At 74.5% G+C, this 11,977-nt stretch carries 8 protein-coding genes; 2 read left to right on the top strand and 6 right to left on the bottom strand.

All coding sequences use genetic code 11. From position 1 onward, the window contains the following. The coding region (locus IEZ20_RS39230) for an acyl-CoA carboxylase biotin carboxyl carrier protein subunit (RefSeq protein WP_189307904.1) at window positions 1-469 on the top strand (469 nt) is incomplete at its 5' end. 19 nt (window positions 470-488) lie between these two features. On the opposite strand, the gene IEZ20_RS39225 is transcribed toward IEZ20_RS39230, so the two are convergent. Continuing rightward, the gene (locus IEZ20_RS39225; protein ID WP_189307902.1) at window positions 489-1,274 is read right to left on the bottom strand and encodes an oxidoreductase; all 786 of its coding nucleotides are present in this window, start codon (window positions 1,272-1,274) and stop codon (window positions 489-491) included. A gap of 33 nt (window positions 1,275-1,307) precedes the next feature. After that, window positions 1,308-2,462, bottom strand: coding sequence for an IS701 family transposase (locus IEZ20_RS39220; protein WP_189307900.1), 1,155 nt, complete (start codon window positions 2,460-2,462; stop codon window positions 1,308-1,310). 545 nt (window positions 2,463-3,007) lie between these two features. On the opposite strand from IEZ20_RS39220, the gene IEZ20_RS40865 reads away from it, so the two are divergent. Then, window positions 3,008-4,351: a LuxR family transcriptional regulator gene (locus tag IEZ20_RS40865; RefSeq protein WP_373304055.1), complete on the top strand. Its 1,344-nt coding sequence runs from the start codon at window positions 3,008-3,010 to the stop codon at window positions 4,349-4,351. Between the two features lie 50 nt (window positions 4,352-4,401). Here the strand turns inward: IEZ20_RS40865 and IEZ20_RS39210 are convergent, their stop codons facing one another. From IEZ20_RS39210 to IEZ20_RS39195, 4 genes are all read right to left on the bottom strand, one after another. After that, a complete protein-coding gene (locus IEZ20_RS39210) occupies window positions 4,402-5,202 on the bottom strand; it encodes an oxidoreductase (protein ID WP_189307896.1) in 801 nt (266 codons plus the stop codon). An 80-nt stretch (window positions 5,203-5,282) separates the two neighbouring features. Next, complete coding sequence (locus IEZ20_RS39205; RefSeq protein WP_189307894.1) at window positions 5,283-5,753, bottom strand: nuclear transport factor 2 family protein; 471 nt, start codon at window positions 5,751-5,753, stop codon at window positions 5,283-5,285. Between the two features lie 39 nt (window positions 5,754-5,792). Then, complete coding sequence (locus IEZ20_RS39200; RefSeq protein WP_189307892.1) at window positions 5,793-7,028, bottom strand: cytochrome P450; 1,236 nt, start codon at window positions 7,026-7,028, stop codon at window positions 5,793-5,795. Window positions 7,029-7,082: 54 nt separating this feature from the next. Then, window positions 7,083-11,977: SDR family NAD(P)-dependent oxidoreductase (locus tag IEZ20_RS39195; protein ID WP_189307890.1), on the bottom strand; the 4,895-nt coding region annotated here is incomplete at its 5' end.

Raw genomic sequence — 11,977 nt, 5'->3', positions numbered from 1 at the left:
CGCCGACCCGTTCACGGTCCACACCCGCTGGATCGAGACCGAGTTCGTCAACGACATCCCGCCGTACGGTGCGGAGGCGGATGCCGGCGACGAGGGCGAGCCGGGCCGCGAGACCGTCGTCGTGGAGGTCGCCGGCAGGCGTCTGGAGGTCTCCCTCCCGGCCTCTCTGGGCATGTCCCTGGCCCGCACGGGCCTCGCGGCCGGCGCCAGGCCGAAGCGCCGCGCGGCGAAGAAGTCCGGCCCCGTCGCCTCCGGCGACACCCTCGCCTCCCCGATGCAGGGCACGATCGTCAAGGTGGCTGTCGAGGACGGTCAGGAGGTCCGGGAGGGCGACCTGGTCGTCGTCCTGGAGGCCATGAAGATGGAACAGCCCCTCAACGCCCACAAGGCGGGCATCGTCAAGGGCCTGAGCGCCGAGGTGGGCGCGGCCGTCACCGCGGGTGCCGCGATCTGCGAGATCACGGTCTGAGGCGACGGCCGGCCCGCGCTCACGCGGTCTTCAGCGTGCCGCCGTCGATGACGTAGTCGGCGCCGGTGATGTTGCCGGCGGCGGTGTCGGAGAGGAGGAAGGTGACCAGGGTGGCGACCTCCTCGGGCTCCAGGAGGCGGCCGGTGGTGATGCCGAGGTCCTTCGGCATCTGCTCGAGGTACTCGCCGAGTTCGGTGCCGGCTTCGGCGGCCACCCTGCCGCCGAAGCCCTCCGGGGCCTCCCACACGGAGGTGCGGGCGACCCCGGGGGACACGGTGTTGACGCGCACGCCGTGCGGCCCGAACTCCTCGGCCAGGGCCTTGCCCAGCGCGGTGAGCGCGGCCTTGGCGGCGCTGTAGGCCACGGGGCTCGCGGCGGGCAGCCGGGACGCGATGGACCCGATGTTGACCATCGCGCCGCGGTTCTCGATCAGGCTGGGCAGGGCGGCCCGGCTGGCGCGGACCGCGCTGAGCAGGTTGATGTCGAGGGCGCGTTGCCACTCGGTGTCGTCCGTGTCGAGGAAACCGGCCGGGCGCAGGTCGTCGCCGGCCCCGACGTTGTTCACCAGGAGATCGATGCCGCCCAGCTCCGCCAGGGCGCGGTCGACGAGCGTGGTGACGCCCTCGGCGGTGCTCAGGTCGGCGGAGACGGTGACGGCCCCGGTCTCCGCCAGTTCGGGCGTGATCGTGCGGGCGGCGCCCACGACCCGGACGCCCTCGCCGGTGAGCATCCGGACGGTCGCCAACCCGATGCCCCGGCTGGCCCCGGTGACGACGGCCCTCTTGGAAGCGAGGTCGAGCTGCATGGTGCTCCGTTCTCGATGTCGGTTCCGTGCTCCTCAGCCCAGACAGCGGTACAGGTAGGCGGCGGAGGCCAGCGTCATGTGGTGGTGCCAGCCGGGGTAGGAGCGTCCTTCGAAGTCCAGCAGCCCCAGGTCGTTCTGCAGGCGCTGCACGGTGCGGCCGGTCAGCTCCGAGCGGAGCGCGAGCGCGTGGACGGCCTGGGGAGACGCCTCGCGCAGCGAGGTCACCCAGAAACGCGACGGCTGCCGCCGGGCGGCGGGTATCTCCGCCACGAGCCGCAGCGTCCGCCGGGCCGCCGGCGAGGCGGCCCGCGGGGAGTGGAAGCGCACGGTGGCCGAGCCCAGGCGGATGCCCTCGCCGTGCAGGGACGGTGTCGTGCGGACGAGGCCCTCCAGCAGGCCGGCCGCGGTGGTCGTCCGCATCGCCGCCGGGTCGGCGGCCTCTCTTCCCGGCAGGATCGCGGTGAACGGCTGGTGCGCCGGCACCTCGATCACGAAGTCCCTGCCGGACTGGTGGAGCTGGGCTGCCAGGCGGGAGGGGTCGCGGCTGTGGTCGAGGCTGTGGACGAGCGGAGCGGACACGGCCACCCCGTCCGCGGCGGACCGGGCGAGCATGTTCAGGGTGAGCGCCCACGCGGGGCGCGGGGTCACGTCGTGCGGGATCCTGGCGCGCCGGCGCCGCTCCGGATCGTCGCACCAGGTGTCGTTCAGCACGAGCTGCCAGTGCACCGGGACGCTCCTGCGGCCGTCCGTGAGGAAGAGGCCGATCCCCACCTGGCAGTTGATGTGCCGGCCGCTCTCGGGCACCAGGCGCTGCTGCAGGCCCACGGACTGGGTGCCGCCCCTGCGCAGCAGCACCGCCCCCGTCGTCCAGACGGCGTTGGGCATCAGGTCGGCGGCGATGCGGGAGAGCTCCCTGCGGGGCGCCTCCCAGTCCCAGGGGCTCGAGGTGATGAACTGCTGCAGGGACTGGGAGGCGGCGGAGGGCAGGCCCAGGATCCGGGCCATGTGGCGCCCCGACTTGCGTCCCGGTGTGGACAGCAGGCCGCGCAGGTAGACGGCGGCCCACCGGCGCTGGTCGCTGCGGGGGAGGTGACCGAAGACCCGCTCGCTGTAGGCGGTGAGGTCGGGGTGGCCTGAACGCCCTGGTCGGGGCGGGGCGGTGAGGACGGCTGCGGCGTGTGTGCTCATGGCTGACCTCCTCGGAACCTGTTCAGTCGGCCGACGGCGCTGGCGGCCCAATAAACATAGCAATATTTTTTCTTTTGCGGTTGCGAGTGAGGCCGAGGTCACTCCGCCGCTGGTCCGGCCGCGGTTCCGCGTGGTGGAGGGCGGTGGGCGCCGGGTGTCCAAGGTCGCGTCCCGCGCGGCGAGTTGACCAAATGCCATCGAGCACTTGCCCCGTACATCTTTGCGCGGCAAGCATACGCAGCGACCGAGAGAACAGCTGTTCTAGGACGGCGAGGGGGGAAGCGGACCTCAGCGTTCACGCTGTGGACGTCTACGGGATCTTCAGTCGGGCTTCGGTTCCGCGCGGGCGCCGGCGAGGCCGAACGGCCTTGTGCCCCGGGTGCGGCCGCGCCGCGCCGGCCGGGTGAGCGCCGGCCGGCCTGTACACCATCGCAACCGATACACACGCGTGCCGCGAGCGGTTCCGGGCGCTCCGGCGCCGATCGGCCCCTCGTCACGGGCAGCCGGAAGTAACGACAAGGACGGAGGTTGGTCCGGTGGAAGTTATGGAACGGGGGATTCGGATGTTCGGCAGGGAAACCGATCGACAGTCGATGGCGTCTGTGCTCGACTCGGTGGCAGCGGGAGGCACCAACAGTCTCCTGGTGATCGAGGGCCGGGCGGGCGTCGGAAAGACGACCATGCTCTCGGAGCTGGCGCGGCTCGCCCGCAGCCGTGGCTTCACCGTCGAGTTCCCGGCAGACCTCTCCGTATCCGCCGTACTGCCGGAGTCACCCCGATTCTCCCCCGCCGCACCGAAGCTGATCGTCGTGGACGGCGTCGAGGACGCCGGTCCGGCGGTGGTCACCGCCCTCTGCGACGCCCTCGCGCGCATGACCGGGCGTGGGTGCCTGCTGGCCTTCGCCGTGCGTCCCGGACGGGTGAGCGACTGCCTGCGCCGGATCAGCCCGGGCGGCCGTGTGCGCGTGGCCAGGACGCAGTTGGGGGAGCTGTCGAAGCGGGACGCGCTGCTGCTGTGCGCCGAGCTCGCCGGGGCGCGTCCCTCACCCGAACTGGCCTGCCTCGTGGAGTCGGCGGGCGGCAATCCGCTCCTGGTGACCGAGCTGGTCGGCGGTCTGATGGAGGAGGGCGGGATCGAGGTCCTCGACGGCGTGGCCTGGCTGCGGTCGCCGGCGCTGCCGGAGCGGATCCAGGTCGTCGTCCGGGGCTATCTGTCCTCCCTGTCGGAGGGCAGCCGGCACATGCTCCGTGTCGCCGCGGTGCTGAACACCGCGCTGCGGCCCGCCCAGCTGTCCTCCCTGGCGGCGTTCCTCGGCAAGTCCACGGCCACGCTCATGCCGTTGCTGGACGAGGCGCTCGAAGCGGGGCTGCTGATGGACAGCGAGGGCAAGCTCGTCTTCCCCGGCGCCCTGCTCCGCAGGGTGGTCGCCGAGTCCGTGCCGTGGTCCATGCGGCAGGCGCTGATCCACGAGGCGAGGACGCAGCAGAGCGCCGAGAGCGAGCCCCTCGCCCCCCGCCCGCCCCTGCCCGGCGCCGAACCGCCGGTCGAGTACGAGGAGGTGGCGACCGTGCGGCACGCGCACGCCGCCGGGGCGCGGCCGGTGCGCGGGGACGGCCTCGGCCTCTCCGCGCCCTCCGCGGTGGGGGTCGTCGACGTCGCCGGCCCCCGGGGCGGGCACGCCGACCTGACCACGCGTGAACTGGAGGTCCTCCGGTGCGTGGCCAAGGCGATGAGCAACCGCCAGGTCGGACGGCACCTGTCCATCACCGAGGGCACCGTCAAACGGCACATGAGGAACATCTTCCGGAAACTCGACGCGACCTCGCGCATCGACGCGGTGAACAAGGTGGGGCCCCTGATAGCGGCGCAGCCCCGGCTCAGGTCCTGAGGCCCCGGCCGTGTCCCGCGTGACCGCCGGCCACGCGGGACACGGCACGCTCACACCTGCGGGAGGGCACCGCCGTCGATCACGTGCGTGGTGCCCGTGATGCGGGCGGCACGGTCGGACACCAGGAAGGACACCAGGTCGGCGACGTCCTCCGGCTCGGTCGTGCCGGGCAGCGGAGCACCCTCCGCCTGGACCATCATGTGCACCGCGGCGTCGCCGTCCTCGCCCGTCGCCCCCGTGATGTGCCGGGCGACCAGGTCCATGGCGGGCGTGCGGACCAGACCGGGCAGCACGGTGTTCACGCGTACGTCGTAGGGCGCCACCTCGGTGGCGAGGCCCTTGGCGTAGTTGACCAGTGCGGCCTTCGCCGCGCCGTAGTGCAGCAGCGCCCCGGCGGGCCGGCGGGCGACGGTCGAGGCGATCTCGACGACGACACCGCTGCGCTGCTCGATCATCGACGGCAGCAGCGCCCGGTCCAGGCGTACGGCGGCGAGGCAGTTCGTCATGAACGCCTCCGTCCACGCCTCGTCGGACAGGGACGCGTAACCGTCCAGGTGGGGCATCCCCCCGCCGCTCGCGCCGCCCGCGTTGTTGACGACGATGTCCACGCCGCCGAGTATGCCGAGCGCCGTGTCGGCCAGGTGCGCGACCCCTTCCCGGGTGCTCAGGTCCGCGGTCACCAGCCGTACGGAGCCGGGCAGGTCGTCGCTCTCCTTGCGCGCCGAGGTCACCACGGTGGCCCCCTGGGCGGCCAGCCGCCGGACGATGGCCAGGCCGATGCCGCGGGTGCCGCCGGTGACCACGGCCCGCTTTCCCCGCAGGCCGGTCGAGGTGATGGTGCTGTCGGACATGGTGGGTTTCCTTCGGTGAAGCGCTGCTGGGCGCGTGGGTGGGTGGCGGGCGCGGTGGAACGGGAGGCCGGCGTCCGCGGTCAGCCGGCCGGCCGGCGCGAGGCCGCCTGCCGTTGCGCGGCGAGCTCGGCGATGCCCTGGTTGCCCTCCGCCCAGAGCACCGTCATAGCGATCTCGTCGATCTTCCAGCCGCCGGCGGAGCGCACCAGGTGGAACCGGTACCGTCCGCCGATCCGCCACAGCGGCGAACCCAGCGGGTTGTCCAGCCGATGGGTGGCCTGGAAGGAGGCGGTGCACCGCGCCGTGTCACCGTCCACGGTCACCAGGTGGTTGGTCATCAGGTGCTGCGAGCTGTCGTAGCCGCCGATCACCGCGGCCCAGGAGTCCACCAGCTCCTGTGCGGGCATCGTGGACGGGGAACCGCCCAGCAGGCTGGTGTGGTCCACGAGCACCTTGTCGGTGAACAGGGCGGTGACCTCGGCCCATTCGTGCAGGTCCGTGTGCCAGCCCATGCGGTCGCAGGTCTCCACGACGGCGGAACGGTCGTCCATGCGGGCTCCTTGTCCGGGGGTGGGGGTGTTCACCGCTGCTCACCAGGTCACGGGGAGCGTGTGCAGGCCCTCCAGCGTCATGCCGACCTTCATCGACACCTCCTCCAGGGGGACGGCCAGTTCGAGCGTGGGGATGCGCCGGAAGAGCGTGCCGAAGACGATCTCCAGCTCGGCCCGGGCCAGGTTCTCGCCCAGGCACCGGTGCGGTCCGTGACCGAAGGCCAGATGGCCCTGGGTGGACCGGCGGATGTCGAAGGTGTCCGGGTCCTCGAAGACGGTGCCGTCCCTGTTCGCCGCGGCGGTCGACAGGATGACCCCGTCCCCCTTCCTGATCGTCTGCCCGGCGACGGTGACGTCGTCGGTGGCGACGCGCAGCGTGGTGAGGTCGGCGATGGACAAGAAGCGCATCAGCTCCTCCACCGCGCCCGGCAGCAGCGTCGGGTCCGCACGCAGCAGCGCCAGCTGGTCGGGGTGCTCCAGCAGGGTGAGGGTGCCGAGGCCGATCATGCTCGTGGTCGTCTCCTGGCCGCCGATGAGCAGGGCGACCATCAGCTTCGACACCTCGATGCCGGTCAGTTCGCCGGTGTGCAGCCGCTCGGTGATGAGCGTGCTGAGCATGTCGTCGGCGAGGTGGTCCTGCTTCGCCTCGACCACCTGGACGAGGTAGTCGAGCAGTTCCCGCCCCGCGAGTACCGCCTGCTCCAGGTCGGGGGCCTGCATGATGCCCTGGGCGTGCCGCTCGAAGAGCTCGTGCTCCTCGTAGGAGATGCCGAGCAGCCGGCAGATGACCCGCGAGGGCAGGGGCCGGCCGAGGACCGCGATCAGGTCGACCGGGGGCTCGTGCCCCAGCAGTTCGGTGACCAGGTCGTCGGCCACCTCCTGGATCATCGGCCGCATCCGCTCCACCTGCTTGGCGGTGAAGCGCGGCAGCAGCATGCGCCGGCGCGAGCGGTGGCGTTCCCCGTCCAGGCCGAACAGCTCCTGGGTGAACTCGGGGAAGTTCTTCTCGCGTTCGGCGAGGATCGGGAAGGCCGGGTTGTCGTGGTCGGAGGAGAACAGGGCCGCGTCGGCGAACATCTCACGGGCCTCGTGGTGCCGCGTCACCAGCCAGGCGGTCCGGCCGTCGTACAGCCGTACCCGCGACAGGGGGCCCTGCTCGTCCAGGTCGGTGTACTCGGTGGGCGGGTGGTAGGGGCAGCCCCGGCGCATCGGGTAGGCGGGCAGCTCCCCGGGGGCCCCGTGGGCCTGGGGGGTGGTCGTGGGCGCGTCGCTCATGGCGTTCCTCTCGGATTCAGGGGGAGGGGGGTGTCGCAGGGCGTGGCCGGCGGGTCAGGATCCGGTGCCGCGCGCCTGCCGGGTGAGCCAGTCGTGGACCGACCGCGCGACCGCGGGGGCGTCGTCCTCGACGATCGTGAAGTGGTCGCCGGGGACCTTCTCGACGGCCATGGGGAACGGCAGTTCGCGGTCGGTGAGGTCGGGCGGCGGCTCCTCGCCCTCGGCGGCCGGCAGGGGATCCGTGGCCTGCACCAGGACGGTGGGGGCCCGGGTGGCGGCCGGGACGTGGTCGGCGAACAGCCGCAGATAGGCGCCCATCGCCGTCCAGCGCACGTGGTCGATGCGGCCGAACACCTCCTCGCGCTCGAACATGCCCCGGGTCAGCGCGGGCTGGACCAGCGGCAGCCGGCTGTCGAGGAAGTAGGTGTCCAGAAGCACCACCGCGGCCGGCCCGTGGCCCTGCCGCTCCAGGTGCGCGGCGACGGCGTTGGCGAGCCAGCCCCCCGAGGAGTACCCGGCCAGGGCGTAGCCGCCGCCCTGGGCGCAGTCGAGCACCGCCCGCGCCTGGGCCGCCACCAGGGCGTCGAGATCGGCGGGCAGCGACTCGCCGTCCACGAAGCCCGGCACCGGCACCGCCCGCACCGCGCGCCGGCCGTCCAGGGCCGCGGCGATGCGCGCGTACTGCAGGGGGCTGGACGAGGCGCCGATGCTGGGGAAGCAGATCAGCGCCGGCTGCTCGGGGCCGTCCGACAGCCGCACCGGAGCGCCCGCGGCGCCGTCCTGACCGGCGGAGAAGGCCGGGCGCAGCCGGGAGGCGGCCATCAGGAACGCGTTGCCCTCGTCGATCCTGCCCTGCGCACAGGCCGTCCGGTACAGGGCGTCGACGGTGTCCGACGGGCCGGAGGGGGCGGCGCCCCGCGCGGGTTCGCCGGCGTCCACCAGCTGCCCGATCCGTTCGGCCAGCGCCGCCGGGGTGGAGCTGTCGAAGACCACCGTCGCGGGCAGGTGCAGCCCCGTCGCCCGGCCGAGGGCGGCGCGCAGCTCCACGGCCGTCAGCGAGTCGAACCCCGACTCCAGGAACGGCTTCGTGTCGTCGAACCGCTCCGACGGGCCGTACCCGAGCACCTCGGCGGCATGGGTGCGGATCAACTCCCGCAGGGCGGCCGTGCGTTCGGCCGTGTCGAGGCCGGCCAGGGACAGCCGCCGTCCGCCGGCGGGCGTCTCCGTGCCCGCGCCCGTACCTGTGCCCGTGTCCGTGTCCGTCTCCGTGCCCGGGTGGGCCGGTGCGGCGGGCGGGGGGACGAGGGAGCGCAGAACGGCCGGTACGCCACCGCGCTCCACCGCGCCGCGCAGCACCGCCGTGTCGAGCCGCACCGGCACGAGGGCCGGTTCCCCGTCCGCCCATGCCGAGTCCAGCAGGGTCAGGCCCTCCTCGGGGGTGAGCGGGACCACGCCGGCGCGGGACAGCCGGGAGCGGGCGGTGCCGTCGAGGGAGGCGGTCATCCCGGCGTCCTCCGCCCAGGGACCCCAGGCCAGCGAGGTCGCGGGCAGCCCGTGGGCGGCCCGGTGGTGTGCCAGCGCGTCCAGGAAGGCGTTGGCCGCCGCGTAGTTGGCCTGCCCGGCGGCGCCCAGGACGCCCGCGGCCGAGGAGAACAGGACGAAACCGGTCAGCGGCAGGTCCCGGGTCAGCTCGTGCAGATGGAACGCGGACGCGGCCTTGGCCCGCAGCACCGCGTCCAGGCGCTCCGGGGTGAGCGAGGTGAGGACGCCGTCGTCGATCACACCCGCCGCGTGGACCACCGCGCACAGGGGGTGCTCCGGCGGCAGGTCCGCGAGCAGGTCCGCGAGCGCGTCCCGGTCGGCGACGTCGCACGCGGCGAGCCTGACCTCCGCGCCCAGCTCCGTCAGTTCGGCGGCCAGCCGCACGGCGCCCTCGGCGCGCGGGCCGCGGCGGCTCGCGAGGACGAGGTGGCGTACGCCGTGCCGGGCGACCAGGCGCCGGGCGACCCGCCCGCCCAGGCCCCCGGTGCCCCCGGTCACCAGCACGGTGCCGTCCGGGTCGAGGCCGGGCCGCCGGTCGTCCGACGCCGTGACACGGCTCAGCCGGGGCGCGCACGACCGGCCCCGGCGCAGGGCGAGCTGCGGCTCGTACGACCCGAGGGCGGACGCCAGCGCACGGGCGGACGCCGGGGTCCCGTCCGTGTCGATCAGCAGGAAGCGGTCCGGGTGCTCCGTCTGCGCGGACCGGACGAGCCCCCACACCGGGGCCTGGGCCAGCGAGGGCGCACCGTCCGCCGGGCCGGCGGACACGGCCCGCTCGGTGACGAACGCCAGCCGGAGCGCGGCGAACCGGGGGTCGCTCACCCAGGTCCGCGTCGCCGCCAGGACGTCGTGGAGGAGCCCGCGCCCGGCCTCCAGGGGCGTCGGCACGTCGGCGGGCGGGGCGCAGGCGAGCAGCACCACGTCCGGCGGCGGCGTACCCGCGTCGAGGGCGTCTCCCAGCTCGGCGAGGCCGGCGAAGGCGGTGAGCCGGGCCCCGGCGGACTCCAGGCCGTCGGACAGAGCGGTGCCGTACGCGCCGACGACCGCGCAGCGCGCCGCCGGCCCCGCACCGGGTGACCTGGTCTCCTGCCAGTCGACCCGGTAGAGGGTGTCCCGCAACCGGGCGCCCGGAGTGCCCAGTCGGGCACGCGAGACGGGGCGCAGGGTGAGCGAGCGGACCGAGAGGACCGGCCGCCCCTCGGCGTCGGTGGCGCTCACCGCCACGGCGGAGGGACCCGCCGGCGCCAGCCTGACCCGCAGCACGGACGCCCCGCCCCGGTGCAGGGTCACGCCGCTCCAGGCGAACGGGACGTGGGCCCCGGACCCGGCCGGGAGGAGACCGCCGGCGCCGATGCCGTGCAGGGCCGCGTCCAGCAGCGCCGGGTGCACACCGAACCCGGCGGCCGGCCCGCCCGGGTCCCCCGCGGGCAGGGACACCTCCGCGAAGACCTCGCTGCCGCGCCGCCAGGCCGAGCGCAGGCCCCGGAACACCGGGCCGTAGCCCAGCCCGGCGGACGCCAGGGCGTCGTAGAGCCCGGACACGTCGACCGGGGTCGCGCCCTCCGGCGGCCACGCCGGGCCGGCCGGGCGCTCCGGTGCGGCCGGTGCGCCGAGCAGCCCGGTGGCATGACGCGTCCACGGCTCGTCGGCGCCGGAGCCGTCCGGCCGCGCGTGGACGGTCACCGGACGGCGCCCGGCGGTGTCGGGAGCACCCACGAAGAGCTGCACCTCGACGTCGTCGTCCGCAGGGACCACCAGCGGCGCCTCCAGGGTGAACTCCTCGACGGCGCCCCGCCCCGCCTCCCGGCCGGCCGCCAGCGCCATGTCCACCAGCGCCGCTCCGGGCAGGATCGTGGTGCCCAGCACCGAGTGGTCGGCGAGCCAGGGATGGTCCGACGCGGACAGCCGGCCGGTGAAGAGGATCCCGTCCTCCGCGGGCAGCTCGACACCGGTACCGAGCACCGGGTGCCCGGTCCGCCGCGCCCCCGCCGGGCGGCCCGGCTCCGCGGCGCGCACGCCGTCCTCCGCGTCCAGCCAGAAGCGACGGCGCTGGAAGGGGTACGTCGGCAGGTCGACCGGCCGCGGGTCGGTGCCGTCGAAGTACGCGTCCCAGTCCACCGCGACGCCGGCCGCGTACGCCCGGGACACCGCCGTGACCAGCGACCGCGCCTCCGGCCGGCCGGCGCGCGCACACGCCGCCAGCACGGTGTCCTCCGCGTCCGCGTCCGGCAGACAGCCGCGGGCCATGGCGGTCAGCACCCCGTCCGGGCCCAGCTCCAGGAACGTACCGGCGCCCTGGCCGTGCAGGGCGCGGACGGCGTCCAGGAACCGGACGGCCTCGCGCGCGTGCCGCACCCAGTAGTCGGCCGAACGCAGCTCCTGCGAGGTCGCCGGCGCCCCGGTCAGCGTGGACACCAGCGGGACGCGCGGCGCCCGGAACTCCAGGCCCCGCGCCACGCGCCGGAACTCCTCCAGCATGCCGTCCATGTGCGGGGAGTGGAACGCGTGGCTGACCTGGAGCCGCCGGGTCTTGCGTCCCCGCGCGGCGAAGAGCCCGGCCGCCCGGGTCACGGCGTCCTCGTCCCCGCTGAGGACCACCGAGGCCGGTCCGTTGACCGCGGCGACGGCGACCGCGCCGCCGGCCCCGTCGAGCACCGGCAGCACCTCCTCCTCGCCGGCCTGCACGGCCACCATCGCGCCGCCCGACGGCATGGCCTGCATCAGCCGGCCGCGCGCCGCCACCAGCAGAGCGGCGTCCGGCAGGGACAGGACGTCCACGGCGTGGGCCGCGGCCAGTTCGCCGACCGAGTGACCGGCGACGACGTCCGGGCGCAGCCCCCAGTGCTCCAGCAGCCGGAACAGCGCGACCTCGAACGCGAACAGGGCCGGCTGCGCGTACGCCGTACGGTCCAGCAGGCCGTCCGGCCGCTCCTCGGCGAACATGACGTCCTTGAGCGGGTGGTCCAGATGGACGTCGACGTGCTTGCAGACGGTGTCCAGGGCGTCGGCGAACACCGGGAACGCCTCGTACAACTCCCGGCCCATCCCCGCGCGTTGGCTGCCCTGGCCGGTGAACAGGAAGGCCGTCCGGGAGGAACCGCGCACCCCCCGGACGAGCCCCGGCGCCGTCCTCCCCGCCGCCAGCGCCTCCAGGGCGCGCCGCACCTCGTCCCGGCGGCGGGCCACCACGACCGCCCGGTGGTCCATGGCCGCCCGCCGGGTCAGCGACCAGGCAAGGTCGCGGGCCGCGTCGCCGGGCCGCCGCTCCAGATGGGTCAGCAGGCGGCGGGCCTGGTCCCGCAGCGCGTCCTCGGTCCTGGCGGACAGCAGCCACGGCAGGTCGGCCTCGCCGTCGTTCTCGCGGTCGTTGTTGGTGTCGGGGGTGGGGGGTGCTTGTTCGAGGATGA

Origin of the sequence: Streptomyces cinerochromogenes (assembly GCF_014648635.1) — a bacterium.
Taxonomy (GTDB): Bacteria; Actinomycetota; Actinomycetes; order Streptomycetales; family Streptomycetaceae; genus Streptomyces; species Streptomyces cinerochromogenes.
Note: the sequence above shows the minus strand (reverse complement) of the source record. Positions and strands in the feature narration are given on the sequence as shown.

What these genes read in the sequence shown, in the direction of transcription:
- IEZ20_RS39220 (WP_189307900.1), bottom strand. Translation starts at nt 2,462, where the DNA reads ATGAGCACACACGCCGCAGCCGTCCTCACCGCCCCGCCCCGACCAGGG.
- IEZ20_RS39205 (WP_189307894.1), bottom strand. Translation starts at nt 5,753, where the DNA reads ATGGACGACCGTTCCGCCGTCGTGGAGACCTGCGACCGCATGGGCTGG.
- IEZ20_RS40865 (WP_373304055.1), top strand. Translation starts at nt 3,008, where the DNA reads ATGGAACGGGGGATTCGGATGTTCGGCAGGGAAACCGATCGACAGTCG.
- IEZ20_RS39210 (WP_189307896.1), bottom strand. Translation starts at nt 5,202, where the DNA reads ATGTCCGACAGCACCATCACCTCGACCGGCCTGCGGGGAAAGCGGGCC.
- IEZ20_RS39225 (WP_189307902.1), bottom strand. Translation starts at nt 1,274, where the DNA reads ATGCAGCTCGACCTCGCTTCCAAGAGGGCCGTCGTCACCGGGGCCAGC.
- IEZ20_RS39200 (WP_189307892.1), bottom strand. Translation starts at nt 7,028, where the DNA reads ATGAGCGACGCGCCCACGACCACCCCCCAGGCCCACGGGGCCCCCGGG.